Consider the following 24,297-nt stretch of genomic DNA (forward strand, 5'->3'; position numbering starts at 1 on the left):
TCCGGGAACCGGGTCAAGAGCGGCGCGCGCGCTCGCGAAGCCCGACGAACGCCAGCACCCCCAGATTCACGACGGCCGGGATGATCAGCGCCGGACCACCGCCCGCGCCTTCGGTACGGTCGACGACAAGTGAGCCGCCCCCGGCCAGAAGAGCGTTGATCGTCGTCGCGACCACGTTGTTCGCGGCGTGGAAAGCCATCGCGGCCTCGAGGCCGCGGCTGATCAAGCCCATGATGGCCGTACAAGCCGACAGGAACACGTAGTAGCCCATCAGCCAGCGATCGGTCGCCGCGTGCACGACGGCGAACGAGAGACTCGACACCACCAGTCCGCTGATGAACGCCGGCCGCACCGCACGGAACCAGGACCCCACGGCCGGGAGCACCGCGCCCCGGAACATGATCTCTTCACCGGCCGACTGGATCGGGGTGGAGAAGAGCACGACGGCGAGCAACGCCACGGTGGTCCCGCTGATACCGAAGCCGACCCACCCGGTGGCATCGGGCGCCAGGACAGCCACCGCAGCGGCCCCGGCCCCGACGAGCACGACCGAGCCGGCGAAATAGATCGCCAGGCGCCGCCGGTCGAAGCGCCGCGGTGAGCTGAAGACACTGCGCCACGGCACCCTCGCGAACCACGTGACCAGCACCACAGCGAGCAGCGCCGTCAGGCCGGTGCTGAGATTGGCCGCCAGCAGCTTGAGCGGAGTGAGTGTCGACTCGAGCGGATCGCCGCCCTCGACCAGGCCGGCCAGCAGGTACAACCCGAGCTGAACGACGAGCAGCGTCAGCGGTACCGAGATGACGACGATCAGCGACTTCCACCACGCCATCCGGATATGGGTCCCGAACGGACGCGTGTCATCGACTCGTGCGACAGGGTGAGGGGAGTTCATGGGCGGGATCCCACACCGTGTTGCGGGAACGCAGTCAACGCGCGAACTTTCTTGCCCGGCTCGCCTTGACTGTGTTCCTTGAACACAGCCTGTACTGGGCGTGGCGTCTGCGGAGGTAGCGCCACCAGAACAGGGAGATCACATGACCGTAGAACTTCTGCACCCGGACGGATTGCTTCGGCAGACCGACTACTCGCCGGTCGCCGTCGCGACCGGATCCCGGCTGATCCTGCTGGCCGGACAGGCCGGCGTCACCCCGGACTTCACGCCCGCCGCACCGGACCTGACCGGTCAGGTCCACGCCGCGCTACGCAACATCATCATCGGTGTCCGTGGCGCGGGAGCGGACATCGCCGATCTGGCCCGGCTGACCTTCTACATCGTGGATTGGGTGCCGGAAAAATGGGATGAGGTTCTCGCCGGCATCGCTCGGGCGCAGAACGAGGGTCTGCGGGTCCCGGCTCCGCCCATCACCATCATCGGCGTCCAGGCCCTCTTCACGCCCGATTTCCTCGTGGAGATCGAAGCAACCGCCGTCCTCGACTGAGACGCGCCCACTCCAGGTGAGGATTACGCGCATGATCCCGACGGTCGACGCATTACTGTTGCCGCACCAGCTCTTCCTCCTCAGTCTCGAGGTCGAGAAAGGCCGGCTCGACCAGGACAGCGAACCGGTTCGTGGATCGCTGCTCGCCGCCGCCGTGGTCGCCGAGCTTCGCATCACCGGGCTGCTGCACGACCGTGGCGGCAAGGCCGAGCGGACGGACGCCACGCCGCCGGCAACGCTCGATCCGTTCCTGGCACAGGTTTTCGGCGACGTACCGCCGAGCCGGCCACGAAGCTGGTTCGAGGTGTTGGAGAGTCGATGGGGCAAGGCTGAGGGCGCCGTCCGGGACTACCTCGCCGACGCGGGCCACATCAGGATCGAGCAACGCCAGATTTTCGGCCCGCTCCGGCGGACGGAGATCGTCGCCATCGATGCCGCGCGGATTCAGGCGCTGCGCGACCGGGTCCGCGACGCGGTGCGTTCCGACTCTGAACCCGCATCGGTTCCCCTCAGCGAGCTCGCACTCGCCATCCTGGCGGTCGACGGACTGGTGGGCACCCTGTTCCGCTGGCGTGAACTGAGCGCGCACAAGAGCGCCATCCGCGCCCTGGCCGATCGGATGGACCAGGAACTGCCGGGTCTGCGCAAGGCCCTGTCCTATGCCATCGCGGTGCGCCGAGGCGGATGACCGCACCCCCGGACCATTTCGCGTACGCCGCGGAAGCTGAGCCGGGAAGGGGGCCGACGTGGCCTGGAGCACCCGAGAGCTCGGGGAATTGGCCGGCACGACGGTGAACACCATCCGGCACTACCACCGCCTCGGTCTGCTCGCCGAGCCGGAGCGACGGCTCAACGGCTACAAGCAGTACGAGATCCGGCACCTCATCCGCCTGTTGCGCATCCGGCGGCTCGTCGAACTCGGCGTGCCGCTGGCGCGGATCGGCGCCATGGGTGCTGACGCCGGCATCACCCCCGAGACGCTGCGTCAGGTCGACGCCGACCTCGCCGCCGAGTCCGAGCGCCTGGCCAGAGCCCGCTCCGACATCGCCGTCATCCTGCGCGACGGTGCACCGGCCGATGCGCCGGCCGGCTTCGAGTCCCTCACGCCGCGCCTGTCGGCGTCCGACACGTCGCTCATTCACATCTACTCGCAGCTGTACGACGAAGAGGCGCTGGACGATCTTCGGCGCATGGTCGAGACCGACACCGGCGCTGTCAACGGTGACTTCGACTCCCTGGCGCCGGACGCCGGCGAGGAGGTCCGGCACAACCTCGCCGAGCGGGTCGCCTCGTCCCTCGTGCAGCATCTGATCGACTACCCGTGGCTGAGTGACCCGGTGCGGCACCTGTCCAACAATGCGCACGTCACACGGCAGACCTTCGTCGACGCGGTGGTCGCGCTGTACAACCCGGCCCAGCTCGATGTGCTGAAGCGAGCCGGCGTCCTCGCACAGCAGCGACGGGGCCGGTCGCCCGTGGCCGACAGTCGCAACGACCGGGTGCGGCCCGCTTGACCCTGTGCCGGAGACACGGTTTTGACTCGATGCCGACGCATCCGTCCGCTCGAGGAGCCGCCGTGAGGGATTGCCCAATGACATCGGAGCCCGGACCGCCGATCCTGGCCGAGGACCTGCTGCTGCTCCTCTTCCGGCCGTCCTCGGGGCCGGACGGAACCGCAGTCGTCGCCGGGGCGCAAACGCTGCCCTACGTTCTCGCCGGAGCGGTGCTCACCGACCTCAGCATCGGCGAGCACGTCCGGACCGTGCCCGGCTGGAGCGGGTCGACCCGGGTGGAAGCCGTCACGGAGCGGCCCCCGGCGGACGACCTCCTGCGATCCACGTGGGACCACCTCGCCGCGCGGCCTCGGGGCGTCCAGGCGACCCTGGCCGTCATCGGACCGGCCCTGCGCACTCCGCTGGTCGAGCGGCTGGTCGCTCGCAACGACCTCCGCCGATCCACCCGCGCCGCGTCCGGCACGCCGTCGGTGGAGCTCCTGACCGACGACGGGTCCGGGCGCCGGGCAGGTCTGCTTCGCGGCGTACGGGACGTGCTGGCCGGGGTCGCGCAGCCGGAGTCGCGCCTCGCCGCGCTGACGGCGCTGCTGTCCGGAAGCGGAACCCTGCCGCAGTTCCACCCCGAGATCCCGTGGACCGCCGCGGCCCGCGCCCGAGCCCGGCACCTCGAGCAGGGCAACTGGGGAGCCGATGCCGCCGCCGAAGCGGTCGCCCGCAGTTTCGCGGCGACCATGGTCAGCAACGTGATCTTCGCGGCGGCCGTCCTGCGCAAGCAGTGACTCAGGTGGGGTTGTCCAGCGGTGCCACGCCGTGGCGGTATGCCCAGATGACGGTTTGGACGCGGTCGCGGGCGCCGATCTTGGCCATGGCCCGGCTGAGGTGGCTCTTCACCGTGCTGACCTCGACGACGAGTTCGGCCGCGATCTCCGCGTTGGACAGGCCCGCGGCGAGCAACCGGACGATCTCCGCCTCCCGGGAGGTCAGGAGCGGGCCGCCCGCCCCCGGCGCCGGGGCGGGCGTGACCGGGCGCCGGCGCGCGAACTCCGCGATCACGCGACGGGTGACCGTCTGGTCGACCAGTCCCTCGCCGGCGCTCAGCCGCCGGATGCCGTTGATGAGTTCGTCCATGTCGGTGTCCTTGAGCAGGAATCCGCTCGCGCCGGCTTCGAGCGCTCCGAACACGTACTCGTCGAGCTCGAACGTGGTCAGCACCAGGACCGCCGGCGGCGGGTCGATCTCGCCGACGATGATCCGGGTCGCGTCCAGGCCGTTGCCTCCGGGCATGCGGATGTCCATGCACACCACGTCGGGGCGTAGCTGCCGAGCGAGCGTCACCGCGTCCGGGCCGTTGGCCGCCTCACCGACGATCTGGATGTCCTCGGCGAGTTCGATCAACGAGCGGAACCCGGCCCGCAGCAGCGGCTGGTCGTCGACCAGAAGCACTCTGATCATGACAGTCGGCCGCTCTGACGGGGCACGGTCAGTTTGACCGACCAGCCGCCGTCCGGGGTCGGGCCCGCGTCCAGGGCGGCACCGATCAGACCGGCCCGCTCGCGCATGCCGATCAGGCCGAATCCGCGGTGGTGACGGTCGGCCGGCGCCGGCCCCGCGGCCGGCGGGCCGTTGCGAACCTCGAGCACACTGCCCTCCGTACGGTGGTCGATCCTGATGGTCACCGGGGCGCCCGGGGCGTGGTCGCGGGCGTTGGAGAGTGCCTCCTGCGTCACCCGGTACAAGGTCAGCTCCGCCGCCGCCGACAGGTCACCGGCTTCTCCGGACACGATCAGCTCCGGGCGGTTCCGGCTGTTCGGGTGGCCGGCCACCAGTTCACTGATGCCCTGCAGTCCCGGTACGGCCGCGCCGCCGGGTTCGATCGGCTGGCTCTCCCTGAGCGTGCCCACCACCGAGCGCAGATTGCCCAGCGCGCTCTTGCCCTCCGTACGGATGGCGGCGGCGGCCCGGCGGGCGGCGTCGGGGTCCCGGTCGAGCATCCGTTCCACGACTGTGGCCTGAACGATGAGGGCCGTCAGGTGATGGGCGGCGACATCGTGCAGCTCGCGCGCCATCCGGGTGCGTTCTTCGGCGAGGGCGGCGTCGGTGCGGGCGCGGAGGTTCCCCGCGACCTCGGCCGCGCGCAGCTCCACGATCTCGGTGTAGCGCCGCCGCATCGTGGCGCTGCGGCCCAGAAGCGCCGCGGTACCGTACAACAGCAACGCCAGGAAGAACTGCCCGGAGAAGCGGGTGACCCACGACCAGGGCGACGCGGCGGCGTCAGCGGCCGCCGGGATCGCGCTCAGCACCACGAAGCTGCCGATCTCCGTGAACGCCGCGAGCCCGGCCACGACGTAGGCGGCGGTCACGGACAGCAGCGCGCCGCAGGTGTAGACGGCGACCATCAGGGCCACCCCCCGCAGACCCTCCCCCGGCGGCGCCGCCGAGGCCAGGCACACCTGCAGCGCGAGAACCGCAGAAACGCACCAAAACCGGTCGTACCCGGCGGAAACACAGGACCGCTGCCTGCACCACCATCAAGATCAGAACAGGTACGTCGAAGGGCGCCAGACCGGAGGTGCCCGGCTCGGCACCGGCGGGAAACAGGAACAGGGCAGCGGACAGGACCGCCACCGCAGCCGCGAACGCACAGTCGCGCCGCCACGGTGTGCTCAGCCCCAGCGCGTCCAGCCATCGGACCCAGTCGTCGACGAGACGTCTCCGCTCCGGTGACCCGGCGAACCGCGGGGGTTCATCCATTGCCTTTCACCTGTTCACGCTTTCTCCTGCCGGCTCACGCCGGGCGCGCCGGTGATGCCGGCAGCAAGCTACCGACGGGTCGGCACCGATGCTACCGACGCCGACGCTGAAGCGACCTGTCCATCGCGGCCGAGCGGCGAACTTCATTCCCGCGACGTAATCACCGCCCGAGCGCCTCCGTCGCAAGTCGCAAGCCGAACTTCGTGCCCGCGCCAGATGCGCTGATCAGGCCTGGAACGGCACGGTGGTGAGGCCGCCCGGTGCGGTGGTTCGACGTTTCCGCACAGCCCGTTCGAGGAGCCCGCCATGGCCCAGCGCACGCCCGAGTCCCCGGCCGAGTTCCGGCGTTCGAACACCGCGAGCGGAGTGGCCGTCATCACCGCGGCCCTGATGGTCGGCATGGCCCCGTTCGCGGCGTCGAAGGCCGCGGGCCCGGCGGCCCGCACCGGCTCGGCAGGCATCGCGGGGGAACCGCCCGAGATCCCGCTGGACGGCGAGTGAGTCGGCTTGACCCTGTTCCCGGAACATGGCCTGCACTGGTCCCGGCCGAATCCAGGGCCAGCGATCAGTAAGGGCGGGACCCACATGGAGCACGTGGAGAGAACATCAGGCGCCTCGCCGGGACCGGTTGTCGAAGTGGACCGGTTGAGCGTCTCGTACGGCGACTTCCTCGCCGTCAAGGAGCTGAGTCTGCGGATCGAGCAGGGTGAGCTGTACGCCCTGCTCGGCACGAACGGGGCAGGCAAGACCTCGGCTCTGGAGGTCATCGAAGGCCATCGCACATCGTCCTCGGGCGCGGTGCGGGTCTTCGGCCGGAGCCCGGCGGACCGGCGGGCGGTGCGGCCCCGGACCGGGATCATGCTGCAAGAGAGCGGATTCTCCGCCGACCTCACCGTCGCGGAGTCCGTCCGCCTGGTCGGCCGGTTGTCCGGCCGCTCGGATTCGGTCGACCGCCTCCTGGGCGTCGTCGACCTCACCCACAAGGCCACGACCAGGGTCGGGCAACTGTCCGGCGGGGAGAAACGGCGACTCGACTTCGCCACCGCGGTGTACGGGCGCCCGGAGCTGATCTTCCTGGACGAGCCCACCACGGGGCTCGACATCCAGTCCCGTGATGCCTTGTGGGCGGCCGTGGCGGACCTGCGCGGCGACGGCTCCACGGTCATCCTGACCACGCACTACCTGGAGGAGGCGCAGCAGTACGCCGACCGCATCGGGCTCATGCACCGGGGCACACTCCGCAGCCAGGGAACGGTAGCCGAGCTGACCCGGACACTGCCGGCAACGATCGAGTTCTCGATGTCCCCCGGCGCTCCCGTGCCACCGTTCGGCGCCGCTCAGCCCACCGGCCCGGCGTACCTGATCGAGACGTTCGAACTGCAGGCCGACCTCAAGCGGCTGCTCGACTGGGCGGACCTGCACGACGTCGCCCTGCAGGGGCTCTCCGCCGCGCCGACGCGACTCGACGACGTCTTCCGCGCCATCGACACCGACCCGGTTCCCACCCCAACCCGGTAAAGGCAACGACATGTTCCCCATCGCGTACAGCGAATTCGCCCAGATTCTCCGCAACCGCGCCGTGCTGATCTCCAACCTCATCATGCCCTTGGCGGTGAGCGCGTTCTTCATCTACCAGCGTGACTCGTTCGCCCAGATCGGCAGCCTGGGCTACATCGCCGTGGTCCTGGTCTTCACCGTCGGCGCGTTCACCCTCTACACCACCGCGGTGACCACCCTGTCCGCCCGTCGGCAGGACCTGTTCCTCAAGCGGCTGCGCTCCACCGCGGCCGGCGACCCGGCGATCCTGTCCGGCCTGACGTTGCCGGTCGCCCTCACGGCAGTCGTCCAGGTCGTGGTCGTCCTCGGGATCTTCGCCGCGGTCAGCGGCGGCCCCGCCGACGTCGCGCTCCTTGTCATGGCGATCCTGGCGACGTTCGTCATGATGCTCGCCCTGGCCGTGGCCACTGCCGGGGTGACCGGCTCGCCGGAACAGGCTCAGGTCACGACGCTGCCGATCAGCCTGGTGACCATCGCCGTGGCCAGCTGGGTCGGCATCACCGGCACCGAGAGCTTCACCCTGATCAAGCGGGTGCTCCCCGGCGGGTCGGCCGCCGAGCTGATCGTGGACACCTGGAACGGTGGCGTGCCCCTAGCCGATTCGCTGCCGTTGCTGGGCCCGACGCTCGGCTGGGTCGTCGTGGCGATCGTGCTCGCGCTGCGCCTGTTCCGGTGGGAACCTCGCCGGTGACGCGCCGAGGCCGAACGACGGTACGATGCTTCGGAGAATTTCCCTGCGTGATCCGGAAGGGGCCGGCGTGGCCTGGAGCACCCGGGAGCTGGCGGAGATGGCCGGCACCACGGTGAACACCGTCCGGCACTATCACCGGCTCGGCCTGCTCGACGACCCGGACCGCCGCTACAACGGTTACAAGCAGTACGGCGTACTCCATCTCGTCTCCCTGCTGCGCATCCGGCGCCTGGTGGAGCTCGGCGTGCCGCTGTCCGAGATCAGCACGGCCCGGTTGACCGGTGACGTCCCGCCGGAGGTGCTGCGCCAGGTCGACGCCCAGCTCGCCGCGGAGATCCAGCGTCTGAGCAAAGCCCGCACCGACATCGCCGTCATCCTGCGCGACGGCGCACCGGCCGATACCCCGGCGGGTTTCGAGTCGGTCGCGCCGCGCCTCTCGACGGCCGACACCTCGCTGCTGCACGTCTACACCCGGCTGTACGACGACGACGCCATGAAGGACCTGCAGCGCATGGCGGAGAACGACACCGACCCGGTCAACGCGCAGTTGGACGCAATGCCCGCGGACGCGGACGAGGCCACCCGGCAGGACGTCGCCGAGCGGCTCGCGCCGGTCATCGCCCGGAACCTCACCGACTATCCGTGGCTGAACAACCCGGGCGCCCACCTGTCCCAGAGCGAGAATGCCACCCAGCAGACGTTCGTCGACGCCGTGGTCGCGCTCTACAACACCGCCCAGATCGACGTGCTCGTCCGAGCCAGCAGGCTCGCGCACGAACAGCTGGGCCACCCGCGAGCGGCCACGGACGACACCGAACCTCAATGATGTGATCAGTCGGCCGGGCCGACCCGAACAGGGATTCGCCGATGGGACCGAAACAAGCGGTCATCCAGGACCCCCACTCGTTTCTGTCCCGTGAGGACAGGACCCAGTCCATACATTGGTGGGGGCGCCGACAAGGGGAAGTCGCCGGCTGGAACGGCCAGCCTCGAGCAGACATAGCGCCCCCGGTGCTCACCCGAAACCGCATGATCAGATACCCACCTCTGCCGATGGGGATACGTAGAGTTACCGGATGCGTCCCGGGTTGACAGTCGTCCGGATGTACGACAAGACCCGTGGTAGGACGTCACAGAACTCGCCGCCACCCCATGAGTCCACGAGGCCACCGGCTCGTTCCATCGCGTCCCAGAACGGCTCCGTCGATCGGATGATGTCCTCTGCAGTGGCGGTATCGACGCAGATGGAGGCACGAACGGCTGCTGTCAGTTCTGTGCGGGACTCGGTCGGCATGTCTTCCAAAGGATCATGAGGAATAAGCGGAAACTACCTCAGCAGACGTAGACACTCATGCCGCGATCAGAGCTGATTAAATCGGTCAGTTTGGGAGCCGGAAGTCCGTGAGTTCCTGAGCCGCGGGTGTCGGGGAGTCCGTGATAGATGTCGCTGATTTTCGGAGCCAGGGCAACGGTGCTCGGACCGGTCGTGGTTCCGCGGCGTTGAGCGCAGGTCGCAGGCCACCTGCTGGCCTCCAGCCGTCAGGACCAGGGGCTGACGAACCGGACCCTATTACCGTCTGGATCTTCGACAGTGAGGCTGCGGATCCCGGCGCCTAGCCTGCCGTCCTCCTCGACGTCACCGAGCAATCGAACACCGCGGGCAGCCAATGCCGCTCGCGTCGCCGTGGCGTCACTGACATGAATGAGGCACCCGCCCGGATCAAGCACTGTCTCGGTCGCAGAGACATGCAGCTCAGCATCACCAGCCGTGAAGACGGCATAACCTGACAACCGGTCCGAGACGAACCCCAGGAGCCCGTAAAACGCAACGGTCCGGACCAGGTCAGCGCACCGCAGGATCGGCACGGCCGACAACGGCGCAAACGCCACGTCAAGCACCGTGTCGCCCCGGCGCGGTGTGGCAAGCCGGGCAGACCCCTGCTCCTGAACAGCACCCCGCGCGTCGCGTTTTTACTTCTGAACTGCGAGCTGCTCAGGAGTCGGCCCGGTCACCACGCACCGACCTTCCGCCCGACCGACTTGACTACCCACAACCACGTCCAGCGCTCCATAAGCCTAGCGAACCACCGGTCGGCTGATGTCGTCTCGACCTCCCGCGTTCGCCCACGCCACGACGTGCCAGTTCACCCAGATGAGGGTGGCTCCCAAACTCGCCGACACCGGATCCGAACGTCCTCAGGCGGCTCTTGAATTCACCGATCGCCGGCTCTCGGAGTCACTGACGAAACCACAGAGCCTTCGCATGCCGTGATGGGCCGTCGCTGAAGATGCTGTGACCGTGCCCCCGCTGGGCCCGGTGGTGTACTCGGTAACCAGCAGCCCCGCGACGACCGCCTGAACTGATGCACGCCGACACATCACCCCGGCCCGCGGTCGGGGCGGTGCCCCGGTGGCCCTGCGCCGTGGCCGCCGGCTCACTCCGCGGGCCGAACCGACCGGTGGGTAGGACGGCGGCGTTTGGCGGGTGCGGTGAGCCAGTGTTCCGCGCGTTGCCGTTTGTCGTCGTCACCGGATTCCCGGGCCGTCCTCAGCAGGCGCTGACGGACGTCGTCAGGGAGGTGGGTGATGTCGCTGGCCTGATGCTCGCGGGTCTTCCAGCCGCACAGGTGCCGTACCGCCCCATCGTGCATCCGGGTCTTGTCCGGCGACTGTTGCAGTGCGCGGATGAGGTGGCTGATCGGCATAGCGGCCAGGACCGGCTCGGGCAGCGCCTCATGGAAGGGAAATCCGGTACAGCGTCCGGTGCCGGAACCATGCCATTGCAACACCGCAGCCGCTCGACCGATCGGATCCGGAAGAGCCTTGACCAGGGCCTCGTTCAAGTCGGCAGCGGTGATGGTCCCCGAGGCCGGCAGGGCTACCGGTGCCGCTGCCCGCCAGGCCTCTTGGGTGACTGCGGCTTGCCGTTGCCGTTCATCGCGGGTCAGCGGACCGTCAGCACCCTGCCCCGCCATCCAGTGCAGCAAGGCATCACTATCGGTGAGCGTCATGGTGCCCTCGGAGCCGCTCCAGCTGATCGAGTCCGGCCGGTGATAGGCCACCCGGACAAGTCGCCGGCCACTCGTGTCGAAGAAGCTGAGAACGATGTCACCGAGACACATGCAAATGATGCCGGGTCCTGCTTGCACCGCCAGAGCACGGCGCAGGTCACCCAACGCGGCGGGGTCATCCACCAGGAGCAGCTGCTCGCCGTACTCGTCCACACGCACACTGGCCGCGTTGCGCAGCACCGGGTCCAGAGCCGTCACCCCCTCATCATGCCCGCAAAGACGCAAAGCGTCATGACTGATGGCATCTACGGGGAACGGGGGTGCGTGCTCAGTCCTCGCCGGCCAGGCGAACTCGTGCCTGCGTGTCATCCCATATCTGAGACGGACACGAACACGGCCACCACGTGCCCGGCCCGTAGTCCCCGCACGATCACATCCGCCCCGTTTACCAGCACAAACGCGCGCACACCGGGTTACGTTCGGACCGTGATCAACCCCGGCACCCAGCCGCTCGACAACAGCCGCGAAGACCTCGCCACCGAGAACCTCACCGCCTTCCTCACCGCCGTCAGCACCCGCGCCACACACCTCGAGGACATCACCATCCGCCACCGTGTAGCCAGCATCTCCGGCGAACCGGTACGAGACCCGGGCGCCGACTGCGACGGCCGTTTCGGATGGAACCTGCCGCTCTCCGACGGCCGCACCGTTCGGCTGCTGATGCCCGGCGTCGAGCTACCCCGGCTGCGTGACGACATCACCGCACAAGCCCCGTGCCTCTACGTCAACGGCAACGCCTGGTGGTGGAACGACGCCGTAGGCTCCGTCGCCTCCGAGGGACTTCAACTGCGCAGAGATTGATCCGCTCGGACGGACCCATCATGCGCTGGCTTGACCGACCGAGGATTCCGGGCCCGGCCCCCGAGCTCGCCACACGCAAGGACCTGTTGTCGCACTGGGAAGGTGACGCGGCAACCGCGTTCAACCGGGAACTGAAGGAGATTAGCGCGTCGTTCGCCGACGTCGCCGCGGATTTCCGCGGCACCGCGGACATCCTCACCCAGTCCGCGGACGCCGCTGCACAAGCGCAGGATCTGGTGGAGCAGATCGTCCGGGAACTGATCGCCTGGCTGATCGTCACGATCATCGTTGCGCTGGCATCGCGTACACCACTGCGGGTGCGTCCGTGGTGGTCGGTGCCGCCGCCGGTGGGGTCGAAGCCGCGGTCGCCGCAGGACGGACCGGGGTCGTCACGGAGAAACTGGCGGTGCTGCTGCGCCAGGTCTCGGTGTTCCTGCGGAAGATGAGTGGCTTCGCGAAGGACTACAAACTCACCAAGATCCGCAGTGTCGGGGTGAATAACTGGGCCGGTGCCCGCTTCGCCACCGCCGAGGGCTGCAGCTGCTGGCCACGAACTGGGTCATCAAGAAACCATCGTCGAGTCTGTTCTCGGCCCGACCATCGACAAGACCATCGGCGCTAATCACACCTGGCAGCTCCCGCAAGTCTTCTAAGCCAGCCCCGAGACGCAGTATCGCGCGAAACGATCTACGTGAGCGTGGGGCCAGCTTCGGTGCGGTGGGCTGGTGCTTGAGCGGGTGGCCGGAGCGGTTCACGCAACCTTAGGTAAGCCAAAAGCGGCATGCGTATGCTTTGGCGTTTTTTGCCCATTTATGACTGTCTGAGGAGTCGCGATGCGTCGGGTCAAGGCCACCGGTCAAGACTGTGCAGGCTCCCCGGTCGGAGCCAGTTCTTCTCGGCGAGTCCCGCTGACACGGTCAGGCCGCAGCGGTTTGTGTAGCTTGCTGGGGTTGGTGCTTACGGCAGTTACCGTGCCGCTCCTACCGGCAGGGCCGGCGGTCGCGGCACCCTCGAGCAGCACCCATGCCCGCCCCGGGACCAACATGGCGGGGGTGACCCTGTTGTGCGGGCCGGACCCGGGCTACGGCTGCACCACCGGCGGATACGCCGGCAAGAGCGAAGACTGGCCTGGGAAGAGGTATGGAGCGGGTTACGCCAGCCAGAACGCCTACGGCTACCACAACTGCGTGCTGTACGCGGCCTACCGCCTGCAAGCCAACGGTCTGAGTGACCCGGGCTGGGTCGGTAACGCCAGCACCTGGGACACCCAGGCCTACGCCGGCGGCACTGCTGTCGACCAGAGCCCCGCGGTCGGTGCGATTGCGCAGTGGAACGGCGGCCCCGTGGGTCATGTCGCCTACGTGGAAACGGTGACCTCTTCCTACCTCGAGGTCACCGACGACAGCGTCGACCTGAACCGCACCAACCGGTGGCGTATTGCTGCCGGTTCGCCGGCCTGGCCGGACAATTTCGTTCACCTCAAGGACCTGCCCGCACCCGGGAGCGGACCTCACGACGTGAACGGCGACGGCCGCGCTGACCTGGTCATCGTCGGCACAGGCCCCACCGGGTCCGGGCGCACCGAGGTCCACGCCTTAAACGGGGCAACCGCATACTCCACCTGGGTCGGGCACTGGGCGACTGCTGCCGGGTACAGCAACAGCACCTCGGACCGGCACGTGATGGGTGATGTGAACGGCGACGGTCGCGCCGACCTGGTCATCGTCGGGACCGGCCCTACCGGGTCAGGCCGCACCGAGGTCCATGCCTTGAACGGCGCCACCAGCTACAGCACCAGGCTCGGGCACTGGGCCACCGCCGCTGCCTACAGCAACAGCAGCTCCGACCGGCACGTCATGTGACCCTCGGCCCGTGTCTCGCCAGCAGACAGGGCACTACCGAGCGGGGTTTGCTGCCAGCGAGATGGCCGCTGTCCGTGAATCGCTATCATCTCCCGGCACGGTCCGTCACTGAAAAATGCTTGTTATGTAGCCATACGAGTACCCGATGGAGTACGCGATCCAGTCCACGTTAGTGATCCACATCGTAAGGCTCGCGGCGTAGCTCAGAGCAAATGTGAACCAATATCTCGCTTGCGGGCGGCCTGCGGAACGACTTCGCATCGCTTGCACGAGCACGGGGATCAAACCGAACAATCCCAGGGGAACTGTCACTGCGATGATGGGCCACAAGCCTGACCCCGGTGATCCTGACCTGCGATGACGGCCTTGCCGTGCAGCCACCATCGCTTGCGTGGCTCCCGACGGGGACATCCTGGCAGTCACCATAGGCGCGGCCACCTTCCGTGCGTTGTCTTCGGTTGGACCTGCCGATCCTGGGGTCGCTTGCGGGAACAACGTCGGCCATCGCGCTGCCGTCTTGAGTCGCGGCGGCGTCGAATTCATCCGGACCGGGGTGCCGGTGCCCACGGCGGGGATCGTTGATCGAGATCCGTAACGGCACCTAATGGGCTACCGGGGGTTCGGAGCGCGGGTGGGGGCGAAGGGGCTGGCGTGATCTGACTCCCCCGTGCGGCCACCTACTGACTGGCTGGAGCGGCGGATCACGCCGCCGAGCGCACCCGATCCAGCAGGTGACTAAGAGTTACCTCTGCGTTGACGAAGAGTGACTGGCGTCGGGGAGTTCCCACCCCAGATATGCCGAGCCTCATCGCGAAGGAAGTCCACCATGTCGCACCCGTTCGGAACTCCCTCACCCGGCTCGGAGCCGAATCAGCAGCCCTACCCCGGGGCGCCCCAGTTCCAGCCGCCTCACGCCGGACACCCCTATCCGCAGCCGTACCCCGGGCAGCAGTTTCATGCCGGGCAGCCTCACCCGGGCTTGCCAGGACAGCCCTATCCGGGTACGCCCGGGCGGCCCGCCAAGAAGACGTCACCCGCGCGCCTGATCCTCGGCGGCGTCGGTGTCTTCTTCCTGCTGGTGTGTGGTGCCAGCGCCCTGGCCAGTGGCAGCGACGATGATAAGTCGTCGACCTCGGCGGCTGCCGAGGAAAGCGACACCGCAGAGCCCGGAGCCACCACCGCAGCGGCGGCGAAACCGGCAGCCACGAAGAAGAGTCCTGCCGCCAAACGAACCACGCAGCCGCCCGCAGCCGACGAGACCGCCGGCGGGATGGGTGACACGGTCTCCGACGGCGACATCGCGTTCACGGTCAAAGACATGGACTGCTCGAAGACCGAAGTCGGGTCGGAGTACTTCAATCAGAAGGCCCAGGGCAAGTTCTGCATCATCACCATCACCGTTAAGAACAACGGCGACTCCGCACACACGTTCTCAGGGTCCGACGTGACCGCGTACGACGCGAAAGGCACCGAGTACGACAACGACACCACCGCCGAGCTCTACGCCAACGAGGACGCGTCGACCTTCCTAGAGAAGATCAACCCAGGCAACAAGATCACCGGCAAGGTGATCTTCGATGTGCCCAAGTCCACGACGCTGACCGAAGTCGAACTTGACGGCGGTGGGATGCCCTTCGTCGGGGTCCACGCCAAACTCAGCTGAGCACTTCCACCCAGCTGGATGCTTTTCTTTGCGGCCGCGCCAAGCTCGTGGGCAACCAGGGTAAGGGCGTAAACCCGGCAGATCGACGGGCTGGGGTGTGGCCGCGTCGCTGCGTCATGTCGGGCTGGCCTCAGCGGCCGACCGGCAGGTATCCAACCCACCGGAAGTACGCCGCATCGCCAGCACCAAGCTCCATAAACCAGTCAAGCTGACCACTGCGGACAGTGCCCCCGAAATCAAGGTGACGCGGTTAGGTTCCGTCGCGGACAAGACCGCCTGTACGTGACGCATCCCAGGCTGGCGAGATCTCCCGTTCGCCCTCAAAGTCCAGGCCCTCGAGGGCGCTACCACAGGTCCCGGCCGTCCACCGGAGGCTCGGACCAAGGCGAGCCGGTTCGTCGCCGCTGATGAGGGCGAACTACTGCCACTCAGTCCAGCCGCGGCCCCAGCGCTGGCAGCGGCAATCAGAAGACCCCAACACACACATCCCTACTTTCAGGAGTCTGCATGAAGAAGATCCTCGTCTCCATCTCCACCGTGTTCATCGCCGTGGGGCTCATCGGCACCGCCGCACCGGCGCAGGCCCAGTCCGTCACCCCGCACACCGTCGCTGCTGCCTCCTACTCCGTCGCGGTCAAGAAAGAGTCAGTCGCACAGCGAAACGCCCGCAGCATGGCGGCCTCGTACCTCGACTACACCGCGTTCTCCCGCTCAGGTCTCATCGCCCAGCTGAAGTTCGAAGGTTTCAGCACCAAGCTCGCCACGTACGGGGTGGACAAGCAACACGCCAACTGGAACAAGCAGGCCGCCAGGATGGCCCAGGCGTACCTGGACTACACCTCGTTCTCCCGCGCGGGCCTCATCGCCCAACTGAAATTCGAGGGCTTCACCACCTCTCAAGCCAAGTACGGTGTGAAAAAGGTCGGCCTCTGAACCCCGCGTCGTGGGTGCCGACGCACGATTGCAATGGAGCGCCTATTCCTACGCCGACAACAGCCCGGTCAGTTCTTCGGATCCGACGGGCCTGTTGACGGACTGCGGGAACGGCGGTGCCTACATGTCCTGTGGCCCGCCCACGAGCGGCGGCGGTGGTGATAGCGGCAGTGGCGGCAGTGGTGACAGCGGCGGCGGCGGCAACTCCGGCGGCGGCAACAGCGGCGCCGGGTCATCGAGCGGCAACGTGGTCCAGCTTGTACCGGTCGTCGAACAGAAGAACAAATGCGGCAATCTGGACTGGGTATGTGACGGCTGGCAACGGTCCATGGAGTGGATTAACCAGAACCAAGACACCCTCGGCGAAATTGCCATCGACCTGGCAGAGATGGAAGCCGGCGGCATGGCAATCGGATTCGGTGTGCCGCTGATTATGGGCGGGTTCGGCGTCGAAGTCGTTTCCGTGGGTACCCTGTCGGTCATCGGAGTGCCAGCGGCAGCACTTGGCGTCATAGGGGTCGGCGGCGGTGCTTTGGCACTCGGGCACGGCACCAATAACCTCATGAAGGACATTGACAATCTTCACTGGAACAACCAGACCACCGGTAGTGGCTCGTCAGGCCGGCCGAACTTCGGGAAGATCTCGGACAAGGACAGCAAGCATATCGACGAAGGGCACTCGGAGCAGAGCGCGAGCCGGCCCGGAGACAAGACGGTTTGGGGTGGCACCCGCGCCGATCGTGACGCTCGAATCCGAGAGACGCTGGAACAGGATCCTGACGGGACACCCAACACCAACGGACGTTCAGGAACCATCCATCGAGGAGAGTTCGATAGTCCAGTGGGTCGAACCGGTGACACCAGGGGTAAGTACCCTGTCTACGACACTGAGGTAATCTTGAACCCGGACGGATCAGTTCGCACGGCATATCCTAAAGGTGACGACATCCCAAGTGCACAGGACTAAAAATGACAATTATTCTCGAGGCCGCCATGCGGCCCGAACGGCCACCCCTCTCGGGACTTAAAGACTCTGCCACGGTTGCGGCCATCGTCTGCGCCGAAGAGTGGGAAGTCCGTGAAAGATTCTTCATCGCAGACGTGACGTTCCTTATTGATGGAATTGATCTGAGTCGGAGCGCAGAGGCCCTCATTGACTTCGGTATGTCATTGCGCAGCAGTCTGGACGAGTTGGCGATGAGTGGCACCTCTGAGCTCCAATTTCAGGGAACGCCCTCACGGATCAAATTTGCCCTCACTGGTGCAGACGTCCACGTTTCAGCAAACTTCGCCGAGGGTGAAGCCATCTGCCCCTATATAGAGCTCTATCGGGCGGTCCTCGTTTTCGTGAGAGACGCACTGGATGCCGTGACTAGAGCCGCTCCCGAAATTCTTAAGAACGACTTTATCGAATACCTGTACCGAACCTACGCCGTTAGAGAAAAAGGAAATGATCAATTTATGCGACACGGCAGAGTCGTGGCCGATTCGGATAGCCGCCCCGAAGGGGCCTAAAGGCTGCAAATCTGGCAAGGACTTTCGCCCGGTCGACGCTGCTGAGGCCAGGCGTGGCGAGGCCCGGCAGCGGCCACGCCGTTGGCCTGGGCACCAGGGGTGACCAGCGTGGGAACGATGCTGTGCCGAGTTCGGTCGGGTCAATGAATACGAACCCGTAAGGCTGGCAGTCGGGCCGGGTGGGAGTCGACGTGATGGGCGGCACTCCAGCCACGTCCGTAAGCGTGGTGGAACATCCTGACGTCGACGGAGCAGCATACGACCAACATAGATCCATCATGGACTGATGAATTCATCATTACCGCAGTTCAACAGCTTGGAAATGCCGCCCGCGGACCCCGCCGCGACGATTAAAAGTCCTCAGGACCGCCATGCAGGTGGATGCCAGCTTCCGGGAGATTGAGAGGCTTCCACGTCGGCTACCCCGGCCGGGTACGTCGTGCCGCCGACGGCGGCATCGACCCCCACTGTCGGCCGAACGGGCCGTCCCTCTACTCGGTCTCTCGAGGTGCGAGGTGTTCACGGCCGATCTCTTCGAATTCGGTGTGTTTCTCGGGTGTCATCTCCTGATACCTCTTCCAGAAGTCACCGAACGCCGCTGATACCTCGTCCCCGTAAGCACTGCTGGTAGCAGCGTGGCGCAAGGATTCCCCGTCCAGAATTCCCCGTGCCATCTCGCGCATGAGGTCGCTTCCGTTGTCGGCGAGATCGCTGAGCATTTTCTCGATCGCAGCGGCAAGCCTAGGATCGCCGCGGGCAATGTCCAGGAGTTCGTCAGCCATGCGCGCCGGCTCCGGTCAAGGGTGATCGTATCCCGCCCCGCCGCCGATCGCAGGGAGGATGACGGCATCGAGGTCACTAAGCGATCGACCGAGCAGGGCGCGGAAGGCCAGGACAGCGGCGTTGATGTTCTGCAACAGCTTCGTCGCCTCGCCCCACAGCCTCAAGATGTTGGCGACCTCGATCGCAGCTACGCCGTAGCCCACGGCTGCGCCGACACCGGTGGCTGCGGTGGCGGTACCGCCGACGGCCGCGATGCCCGCGATGATGGCTGCGTCGCCGAGGCCCTTCAGGACACCGCCGAGTGCGTCGCCTGCCGCCCACACCGCATCGGCCATGACCTTGTATCCCTTGGCGATCTCCTGGAAGGCCGGTCGGAGGTCAGCCACCGCGGTCGCGAGGTCGGTGAAGTAGCGGTACGCGGTGTCGCCGGCGTTTCCCCGCCAGTAGCCGTGTAGCTGTGTGGCGCTGGATTGGATGTTGATGGCAAGGTCGTGACGAGCGAGATCGACGTTGGAGACGACTTCCGCCATCTTGCCCATAGCTTCCCAGTCGCCGAAGACCTTGTTCTGCACCTCGGCTACGGGATCGAATCCGAGGACGGCGTCGAAGCCTTAAGCATCCACAATGTGGGGCTGATGTAGTCGAACCATGCGAGCTTGTTCGGCGGATTGTCCGGATCGGCCGACGATTTGAGGTGACTCGTCGGCACTCGTGAATCGCCGAACAGACCGGGCTGACAGACGTTCGACGAGATCTCGTACTCGAGTGGTGTAGCGCACTGGTTGAGTGCAGGGCCATGACAATGCTGGGCAGGGTGTACCCGGGCGGTGGGGGTGGGTGGCAGGACTTAGGATTTGGCCGTGACGGAAACCTTGCGGGCGCTTCGGTGGTATGCCGGACTTGCCGTTGTCTTCTTCGGCGTTGTTCCGGTGGCCATGGTTACCCTGCTGGTGACGAGCGGCAAGACGCCGGGTTCGGTTGGGTTTCTGCTCATCGGGGGTGTTCCGCTCATTGTCGCCGCCCTTGTTCAGGTGGTCCGGGGGATGACCGGCGACGATCCTGAGGTGGCGTCCCAGCGGCTCCGGCTCAGCATGGCCATGGTTGCCGGGGCGGATGTGCTGCTGCTGGGTGGCAATGCCCTGATCCGGATGACCTCCTCGTAAGGGTCACGCCGGCACCGGGAGTGCGGCTACGGTCTCGCGCAGTGCCGTGGTCAGCAGGTCGGCCACCGGGTTGGGGCGGTCCCGGCGAGCGGTGATGATGCCGATGAACCTTGACGGGCAGGGCTGGTCCAGGGGCAGCATCACCAGGCCGCCCGGCTCCGCGCTCACTGCCACCTGCGGGATCATGCTGATCCCCACGCCGGCCCGGACCAGGGACTGGGCGAACACGTAGTCGGTGCCGCGGCACGCGACCCGGGGTTCGAAGCCGGCCATCGCGGCGTACCCGCCCAGCAGTTCGTCGATCGACATGCAGCCGTGCACCCAGCGTTCCTCGGCCAGGTCGGCGATCGCCACAGACTCACGGGCGGCGAGGCGGTGGCCGGCGGGGAGCACGATCCACATCGGGTCGTCCAGCAGTGGGGTCCAGACGAGGCCGGTGCGGTCCCGGGCGCGGACCGGGGGCGGGCCGTCGAAGTGGTAGGCCAGGGCCAGGTCGGCGGCACCCTCCCGGACCAGGGGGACACTGTCCTCGGGTTCGTTTTCCAGGACCGTCAGCTCCACCCCGGGCCGGGCCGCGGCGAACCGGGTCAGGGCGGCGGGGAGCAGCCGCTGGCCGCCGCTGGTGAACGTCGCCACGGTCAGGGACTCGCGCTGCCCGGCGGCCATCCGGTCGATCAGGGTCTGGGCGTACGCGAGTTCGGCACTGATCGCGTCGCTCGTCGCGGCGAGCACCCGGCCCGCCTCGGTGACCTCGATGCCGCGCGTGCTGCGCACCACGACCGGGGTGCCCAGCGTGCGTTCCAGGGAGCTGATCTGCTGCGACACCGCGGACGGGGTGAGCCGCAGCACCGCGGCCGCCCGATTGAAGCTGCCCTGGCGGGCGACCTCGCGCAGGACGGCGAGGCGGCGCACGTCGATCATCAGTTTTCCTTACGACCACATCAGCAAGTCATCACTACCCCTGATGACGGTACGCGACGACGCTGAGAGGCGTGAACCGACGCGCGTGGCTTCTCTTCCTGCTGGTCTCCGTCCTCTGGGGCATCCCGTACTTCCTGATCAAGGTCGCGATCGAGGACCTGTCCCCGATCGTGGTCGTGGCCGGCCGGATCACGATCGGGGCCCTCGTGCTCATCCCGGTCGCCGCCCGGCGGGGCAGCCTGGCCGCCCTGCGCGGGCACACCGGCCCGGTGCTGGCCCTGTCGGCGGTGCACATCCTGATCCCGTTCACGCTCATCACGTACGGTGAAACGCACATCAGCTCGTCGCTCACCGGCCTGTTGATCGCCATCGAGCCGGCCCTCATCGCCCTGCTGATGGCCCGCACCGAACCGCTCGGCCGGGCCCCGGTCGCCGGTCTCGCGCTGGGGTTCGCCGGGGTGGCGGTGCTGGTCGGCGTGGACGTGTCCGGCGGCCTGCTCGGGGCGGCCATGGTCCTGGTCGCGACGCTGAGTTACGCGGTGGCGACGATCCTGGTGCAGCGCCGGTTGTCCGCCGTCCCGGCCGAGGCGCTGACCGGGGCGACCACCTCGATCAGCGCGGTGGTGCTGATCCCGTTCGCGGTGTTCGCCCTGCCGTCGGGGCCGGTCGGACTGCCCGCGTGGGGTGCGCTCGCGGTGCTCGGCGTGTTCTGCACGGCGGTCGCGCTGCTGGCTTTCTACCAGCTCATCGGCCTGGCCGGGGCGAACCGGGCCGGCCTGGTCACCTATCTCAACCCGGTCGTGGCGGTGCTGCTCGGTGTCCTGCTGCTCGACGAGCACCTGGGCCTGAGCACCCTGGCCGGTTTCGCGCTGGTGGCGGCCGGCTGCCGGCTCTCCACCCGGACCGTACCGCAGAAGTCCCCGGCTGAACCGGCTGAAAAGGTGCCCGCCGACGCGGGCCATACCGCAGAAGTGCCGGCCGGCGCCCGTACGTGACGGCCCGGCCGGTCCCGCGGGACCGGCCGGGCCGGACGTCAGTCCGTGCTCTCCTCGGCGGCGACGGCCACCGGCTCGAGCGGCTCGCCACCGCTGAACACGAGCTTGGACTTCTCGGTGTTCTCCGGGTCGCCCTCGCAGTCCACGACCACGGTCTGTCCCGGGCGGAGCTCGTTGAAGAGGATCCGCTCCGAGAGGGTGTCCTCCAGGTCGCGCTGGATCGTGCGACGCAGCGGACGGGCACCCAGGACCGGGTCGAAGCCCTTCTTCGCTAGGTACTTCTTCGCGTTGTCGGTCAGCTCCAGACCCATGTCCTTGTTCTTCAACTGGGTCTTGATCCGGGCCGTGAAGATGTCCACGATCTCGAGGATCTCGTTCTGGCGCAGCTGGTGGAACACGATGGTGTCGTCGATACGGTTCAGGAACTCCGGGCGGAAGTGCTGCTTCAGCTCGTCGTTGACCTTCACCTTCATCCGCTCGTAGTTCGACTCCTCGGCCTCCGAGGCCTGGAAGCCCAACGACACCGCCTTGGCCACATCCCGCGTGCCCAGGTTGGTGGTCAGGATGATCACCGTGTTCTTGAAGTCCACGATGCGGCCCTGACCGTCGGTCAGCCGACCGTCCTCCAGGATCTGCAGCAGCGTGTTGAACACATCCGGGTGGGCCTTCTCGATCTCGTCGAACAGCACCACCGAGAACGGCTTACGACGGACCTTCTCGGTCAGCTGGCCACCCTCGTCGTAACCGACGTAGCCGGGAGGCGCACCGACCAGACGCGACACCGTGTACCGGTCGTGGAACTCCGACATGTCCAGCTGGATCAGAGCGTCCTCGGAACCGAACAGGAACTCCGCGAGCGCCTTCGACAACTCCGTCTTACCGACACCCGAGGGACCGGCGAAGATGAACGAACCGGACGGGCGCTTCGGGTCCTTCAGCCCGGCCCTCGTGCGGCGGATGGCCTTGGACACCGCCCGGACGGCGTCCTCCTGGCCGATGACCCGCTTGTGGAGCTCGTCCTCCATGTTCAACAGGCGGGACGTCTCCTCCTCGGTGAGCTTGTAGACCGGGATACCGGTCCAGTTACCCAGGACCTCGGCGATCTGCTCGTCATCGACCTCGGACACGACGTCCAGGTCGCCGGCCTTCCACTCCTTCTCCCGCTGCGCCTTCTGACCCAGCAGCTGCTTCTCCTTGTCACGCAGCTGCGCGGCACCTTCGAAGTCCTGCGCGTCGATCGCGGACTCCTTGTCACGACGCACCTGGGCGATGCGCTCGTCGAAGTCACGCAGGTCCGGCGGTGCGGTCATCCGGCGGATCCGCATCCGCGCGCCGGCCTCGTCGATCAGGTCGATCGCCTTGTCCGGCAGATAGCGGTCGGAGATGTAGCGGTCGGCCAGCGTGGCCGCCGCCACCAGGGCCGCGTCCGTGATCGTCACGCGGTGGTGGGCCTCATAGGCGCCGCGCAGACCCTTGAGGATCTCGATCGAGTGGGCCAGCGACGGCTCACCGACCTGGATCGGCTGGAAGCGGCGCTCCAGCGCCTTGTCCTTCTCGAAGAACTTGCGGAACTCGTCCAGCGTCGTGGCACCGACCGTCTGGAGCTCGCCGCGGGCCAGCATCGGCTTGAGGATCGAGGCGGCGTCGATCGCACCCTCGGCGGCACCCGCACCCACCAGGGTGTGGATCTCGTCGATGAACAGGATGATGTCGCCGCGCGTGCGCACCTCTTTGAGCACCTTCTTGAGGCGCTCCTCGAAGTCACCGCGGTAGCGGGAACCGGCGACCAGCGACCCCATGTCCAGCGTGTAGAGCTGCTTGTCCTTGAGCGTCTCGGGCACGTCGCCCTTGACGATCGCCTGGGCGAGGCCCTCGACGACGGCCGTCTTGCCGACACCGGGCTCCCCGACCAGGATCGGGTTGTTCTTGGTACGGCGGGACAGCACCTGCATGACCCGCTCGATCTCTTTCTCCCGGCCGATGACCGGGTCGAGCTTGCCGTCGCGGGCCGACTGGGTGAGGTTCTGCCCGAACTGGTCGAGCACGGCAGAGGTCGGCGGGGCGGCCTCGCCCGCGGCGGCACCGGCCGCGGCCGGCTCCTTGCCCTGGTAACCCGAGAGCAGCTGGATGACCTGCTGACGCACCCGGTTGAGGTCGGCACCGAGCTTCACCAGGACCTGGGCGGCGACGCCCTCACCCTCGCGGATCAGGCCGAGCAGGATGTGTTCCGTGCCGATGTAGTTGTGGCCCAGCTGCAGAGCCTCGCGAAGCGACAGCTCCAGCACCTTCTTGGCCCGCGGCGTGAACGGGATGTGCCCGCTCGGCGCCTGCTGACCCTGGCCGATGATCTCCTCGACTTGCTGCCGGACCCCCTCGAGGGATACGCCGAGGCTCTCCAGAGCCTTCGCCGCGACACCCTCACCCTCATGGATCAGGCCGAGCAGGACATGTTCGGTCCCGATGTAGTTGTGGTTGAGCATCCGGGCCTCTTCCTGGGCCAGGACAACAACCCGGCGGGCCCGGTCGGTGAACCGCTCGAACACGACACTCACGTCCTCACAGCGAGGTCCCACGCACCTCACCAGGCAGACGCGCACGGGCGCGCGGCAACGAAAATGGCGAGATGCGCTGAGTC

At 67.2% G+C, this 24,297-nt stretch carries 26 protein-coding genes; 17 read left to right on the plus strand and 9 right to left on the minus strand.

Annotated features, from left to right (window positions below):
* Positions 1 to 13: 13 nt before the first annotated feature.
* A complete protein-coding gene (locus ACIA6A_RS16995; RefSeq protein WP_396098603.1) occupies positions 14 to 832 on the minus strand; it encodes a lysostaphin resistance A-like protein in 819 nt (272 codons plus the stop codon).
* Between the two features lie 205 nt (positions 833 to 1,037).
* On the opposite strand from ACIA6A_RS16995, the gene ACIA6A_RS17000 reads away from it, so the two are divergent.
* From ACIA6A_RS17000 to ACIA6A_RS17015, 4 genes are all read left to right on the plus strand, one after another.
* Complete coding sequence (locus ACIA6A_RS17000) at positions 1,038 to 1,442, plus strand: RidA family protein (RefSeq protein ID WP_396098604.1); 405 nt, start codon at positions 1,038 to 1,040, stop codon at positions 1,440 to 1,442.
* Between the two features lie 31 nt (positions 1,443 to 1,473).
* Positions 1,474 to 2,130 carry a GPP34 family phosphoprotein gene (locus ACIA6A_RS17005; RefSeq protein WP_396098605.1) on the plus strand — a complete coding sequence of 219 codons (657 nt, stop codon included), beginning with the start codon at positions 1,474 to 1,476 and terminating at the stop codon, positions 2,128 to 2,130.
* Between the two features lie 58 nt (positions 2,131 to 2,188).
* On the plus strand, positions 2,189 to 2,956 hold the full coding sequence (locus ACIA6A_RS17010) for a MerR family DNA-binding transcriptional regulator (RefSeq protein ID WP_396098606.1): 768 nt from the start codon (positions 2,189 to 2,191) through the stop codon (positions 2,954 to 2,956).
* Positions 2,957 to 3,033: 77 nt separating this feature from the next.
* Complete coding sequence (locus ACIA6A_RS17015; protein ID WP_396098607.1) at positions 3,034 to 3,735, plus strand: GPP34 family phosphoprotein; 702 nt, start codon at positions 3,034 to 3,036, stop codon at positions 3,733 to 3,735.
* Between the two features lies 1 nt (position 3,736).
* Here the strand turns inward: ACIA6A_RS17015 and ACIA6A_RS17020 are convergent, their stop codons facing one another.
* Together ACIA6A_RS17020 and ACIA6A_RS17025 are read right to left on the minus strand one after the other, a co-directional pair.
* A complete protein-coding gene (locus ACIA6A_RS17020; protein ID WP_396098608.1) occupies positions 3,737 to 4,408 on the minus strand; it encodes a response regulator in 672 nt (223 codons plus the stop codon).
* Positions 4,405 to 5,352 carry a sensor histidine kinase gene (locus ACIA6A_RS17025; RefSeq protein WP_396098609.1) on the minus strand — a complete coding sequence of 316 codons (948 nt, stop codon included), beginning with the start codon at positions 5,350 to 5,352 and terminating at the stop codon, positions 4,405 to 4,407. Before ACIA6A_RS17025 ends, ACIA6A_RS17020 begins: the two co-directional genes overlap by 4 nt.
* A gap of 661 nt (positions 5,353 to 6,013) precedes the next feature.
* Between ACIA6A_RS17025 and ACIA6A_RS17030 the strand changes: the two genes are divergently transcribed.
* The 4 genes from ACIA6A_RS17030 (at position 6,014) to ACIA6A_RS17045 (ending at position 8,781) form a co-directional block, all read left to right on the plus strand.
* The gene (locus ACIA6A_RS17030) at positions 6,014 to 6,208 is read left to right on the plus strand and encodes a hypothetical protein (RefSeq protein WP_396098610.1); all 195 of its coding nucleotides are present in this window, start codon (positions 6,014 to 6,016) and stop codon (positions 6,206 to 6,208) included.
* Between the two features lie 93 nt (positions 6,209 to 6,301).
* Positions 6,302 to 7,225, plus strand: coding sequence for an ABC transporter ATP-binding protein (locus ACIA6A_RS17035; protein ID WP_396098611.1), 924 nt, complete (start codon positions 6,302 to 6,304; stop codon positions 7,223 to 7,225).
* 10 nt (positions 7,226 to 7,235) lie between these two features.
* Entirely contained in the window at positions 7,236 to 7,955 is a 720-nt protein-coding gene (locus ACIA6A_RS17040) for an ABC transporter permease (protein WP_396098612.1), read from the plus strand.
* 67 nt (positions 7,956 to 8,022) lie between these two features.
* The gene (locus ACIA6A_RS17045; protein ID WP_396098613.1) at positions 8,023 to 8,781 is read left to right on the plus strand and encodes a MerR family transcriptional regulator; all 759 of its coding nucleotides are present in this window, start codon (positions 8,023 to 8,025) and stop codon (positions 8,779 to 8,781) included.
* A 713-nt stretch (positions 8,782 to 9,494) separates the two neighbouring features.
* Here the strand turns inward: ACIA6A_RS17045 and ACIA6A_RS17050 are convergent.
* Together ACIA6A_RS17050 and ACIA6A_RS17055 are read right to left on the minus strand one after the other, a co-directional pair.
* Positions 9,495 to 9,854, minus strand: coding sequence for a VOC family protein (locus ACIA6A_RS17050; RefSeq protein ID WP_396098614.1), 360 nt, complete (start codon positions 9,852 to 9,854; stop codon positions 9,495 to 9,497).
* A gap of 536 nt (positions 9,855 to 10,390) precedes the next feature.
* Positions 10,391 to 11,224 (minus strand): hypothetical protein, encoded by an 834-nt coding sequence (locus tag ACIA6A_RS17055; protein WP_396098615.1) that lies wholly within the window; start codon positions 11,222 to 11,224, stop codon positions 10,391 to 10,393.
* 228 nt (positions 11,225 to 11,452) lie between these two features.
* On the opposite strand from ACIA6A_RS17055, the gene ACIA6A_RS17060 reads away from it, so the two are divergent.
* The 7 genes from ACIA6A_RS17060 (at position 11,453) to ACIA6A_RS17090 (ending at position 17,800) form a co-directional block, all read left to right on the plus strand.
* Entirely contained in the window at positions 11,453 to 11,827 is a 375-nt protein-coding gene (locus ACIA6A_RS17060) for a hypothetical protein (protein ID WP_396098616.1), read from the plus strand.
* Positions 11,828 to 11,847: 20 nt separating this feature from the next.
* Positions 11,848 to 12,273: a WXG100 family type VII secretion target gene (locus ACIA6A_RS17065; protein WP_396098617.1), complete on the plus strand. Its 426-nt coding sequence runs from the start codon at positions 11,848 to 11,850 to the stop codon at positions 12,271 to 12,273.
* Positions 12,274 to 12,879: 606 nt separating this feature from the next.
* Positions 12,880 to 13,689, plus strand: coding sequence for a CHAP domain-containing protein (locus ACIA6A_RS17070; protein ID WP_396098618.1), 810 nt, complete (start codon positions 12,880 to 12,882; stop codon positions 13,687 to 13,689).
* A gap of 826 nt (positions 13,690 to 14,515) precedes the next feature.
* On the plus strand, positions 14,516 to 15,352 hold the full coding sequence (locus ACIA6A_RS17075) for a DUF4352 domain-containing protein (protein WP_396098619.1): 837 nt from the start codon (positions 14,516 to 14,518) through the stop codon (positions 15,350 to 15,352).
* A gap of 507 nt (positions 15,353 to 15,859) precedes the next feature.
* Positions 15,860 to 16,285 (plus strand): Ltp family lipoprotein, encoded by a 426-nt coding sequence (locus ACIA6A_RS17080; protein WP_396098620.1) that lies wholly within the window; start codon positions 15,860 to 15,862, stop codon positions 16,283 to 16,285.
* A gap of 10 nt (positions 16,286 to 16,295) precedes the next feature.
* Positions 16,296 to 17,252 carry a hypothetical protein gene (locus ACIA6A_RS17085; protein WP_396098621.1) on the plus strand — a complete coding sequence of 319 codons (957 nt, stop codon included), beginning with the start codon at positions 16,296 to 16,298 and terminating at the stop codon, positions 17,250 to 17,252.
* A gap of 2 nt (positions 17,253 to 17,254) precedes the next feature.
* The gene (locus tag ACIA6A_RS17090; RefSeq protein ID WP_396098622.1) at positions 17,255 to 17,800 is read left to right on the plus strand and encodes a hypothetical protein; all 546 of its coding nucleotides are present in this window, start codon (positions 17,255 to 17,257) and stop codon (positions 17,798 to 17,800) included.
* Between the two features lie 491 nt (positions 17,801 to 18,291).
* Here the strand turns inward: ACIA6A_RS17090 and ACIA6A_RS17095 are convergent, their stop codons facing one another.
* Both ACIA6A_RS17095 and ACIA6A_RS17100 read right to left on the minus strand, forming a co-directional pair.
* The gene (locus tag ACIA6A_RS17095) at positions 18,292 to 18,582 is read right to left on the minus strand and encodes a hypothetical protein (protein WP_396098623.1); all 291 of its coding nucleotides are present in this window, start codon (positions 18,580 to 18,582) and stop codon (positions 18,292 to 18,294) included.
* A gap of 15 nt (positions 18,583 to 18,597) precedes the next feature.
* Positions 18,598 to 19,155, minus strand: coding sequence for a hypothetical protein (locus tag ACIA6A_RS17100; RefSeq protein WP_396098624.1), 558 nt, complete (start codon positions 19,153 to 19,155; stop codon positions 18,598 to 18,600).
* 288 nt (positions 19,156 to 19,443) lie between these two features.
* Between ACIA6A_RS17100 and ACIA6A_RS17105 the strand changes: the two genes are divergently transcribed.
* On the plus strand, positions 19,444 to 19,746 hold the full coding sequence (locus ACIA6A_RS17105) for a hypothetical protein (protein ID WP_396098625.1): 303 nt from the start codon (positions 19,444 to 19,446) through the stop codon (positions 19,744 to 19,746).
* A 3-nt stretch (positions 19,747 to 19,749) separates the two neighbouring features.
* On the opposite strand, the gene ACIA6A_RS17110 is transcribed toward ACIA6A_RS17105, so the two are convergent.
* Positions 19,750 to 20,667 carry a LysR family transcriptional regulator gene (locus tag ACIA6A_RS17110; protein WP_396098626.1) on the minus strand — a complete coding sequence of 306 codons (918 nt, stop codon included), beginning with the start codon at positions 20,665 to 20,667 and terminating at the stop codon, positions 19,750 to 19,752.
* Positions 20,668 to 20,738: 71 nt separating this feature from the next.
* Between ACIA6A_RS17110 and ACIA6A_RS17115 the strand changes: the two genes are divergently transcribed.
* Positions 20,739 to 21,662 carry a DMT family transporter gene (locus ACIA6A_RS17115; protein ID WP_396098627.1) on the plus strand — a complete coding sequence of 308 codons (924 nt, stop codon included), beginning with the start codon at positions 20,739 to 20,741 and terminating at the stop codon, positions 21,660 to 21,662.
* A 38-nt stretch (positions 21,663 to 21,700) separates the two neighbouring features.
* Here ACIA6A_RS17115 and ACIA6A_RS17120 read toward each other — a convergent pair whose 3' ends face one another.
* The gene (locus ACIA6A_RS17120) at positions 21,701 to 24,205 is read right to left on the minus strand and encodes an ATP-dependent Clp protease ATP-binding subunit (RefSeq protein ID WP_396098999.1); all 2,505 of its coding nucleotides are present in this window, start codon (positions 24,203 to 24,205) and stop codon (positions 21,701 to 21,703) included.
* Between the last annotated feature and the right edge of the window lie 92 nt (positions 24,206 to 24,297).

Origin of the sequence: Actinoplanes sp. NPDC051494, assembly GCF_044454705.1 — a bacterium.
Lineage (GTDB): Bacteria > Actinomycetota > Actinomycetes > Mycobacteriales > Micromonosporaceae > Actinoplanes.

Bases quoted from the DNA above. Each gene is read 5' to 3' on its own strand.
- ACIA6A_RS16995 (WP_396098603.1), bottom strand. From the start codon at position 832: ATGGCGTGGTGGAAGTCGCTGATCGTCGTCATCTCGGTACCGCTGACG.
- ACIA6A_RS17000 (WP_396098604.1), top strand. From the start codon at position 1,038: ATGACCGTAGAACTTCTGCACCCGGACGGATTGCTTCGGCAGACCGAC.
- ACIA6A_RS17005 (WP_396098605.1), top strand. From the start codon at position 1,474: ATGATCCCGACGGTCGACGCATTACTGTTGCCGCACCAGCTCTTCCTC.
- ACIA6A_RS17015 (WP_396098607.1), top strand. From the start codon at position 3,034: ATGACATCGGAGCCCGGACCGCCGATCCTGGCCGAGGACCTGCTGCTG.
- ACIA6A_RS17020 (WP_396098608.1), bottom strand. From the start codon at position 4,408: ATGATCAGAGTGCTTCTGGTCGACGACCAGCCGCTGCTGCGGGCCGGG.
- ACIA6A_RS17025 (WP_396098609.1), bottom strand. From the start codon at position 5,352: ATGGTCGCCGTCTACACCTGCGGCGCGCTGCTGTCCGTGACCGCCGCC.
- ACIA6A_RS17030 (WP_396098610.1), top strand. From the start codon at position 6,014: ATGGCCCAGCGCACGCCCGAGTCCCCGGCCGAGTTCCGGCGTTCGAAC.
- ACIA6A_RS17040 (WP_396098612.1), top strand. From the start codon at position 7,236: ATGTTCCCCATCGCGTACAGCGAATTCGCCCAGATTCTCCGCAACCGC.
- ACIA6A_RS17065 (WP_396098617.1), top strand. From the start codon at position 11,848: ATGCGCTGGCTTGACCGACCGAGGATTCCGGGCCCGGCCCCCGAGCTC.
- ACIA6A_RS17075 (WP_396098619.1), top strand. From the start codon at position 14,516: ATGTCGCACCCGTTCGGAACTCCCTCACCCGGCTCGGAGCCGAATCAG.
- ACIA6A_RS17080 (WP_396098620.1), top strand. From the start codon at position 15,860: ATGAAGAAGATCCTCGTCTCCATCTCCACCGTGTTCATCGCCGTGGGG.
- ACIA6A_RS17090 (WP_396098622.1), top strand. From the start codon at position 17,255: ATGACAATTATTCTCGAGGCCGCCATGCGGCCCGAACGGCCACCCCTC.
- ACIA6A_RS17095 (WP_396098623.1), bottom strand. From the start codon at position 18,582: ATGGCTGACGAACTCCTGGACATTGCCCGCGGCGATCCTAGGCTTGCC.
- ACIA6A_RS17110 (WP_396098626.1), bottom strand. From the start codon at position 20,667: ATGATCGACGTGCGCCGCCTCGCCGTCCTGCGCGAGGTCGCCCGCCAG.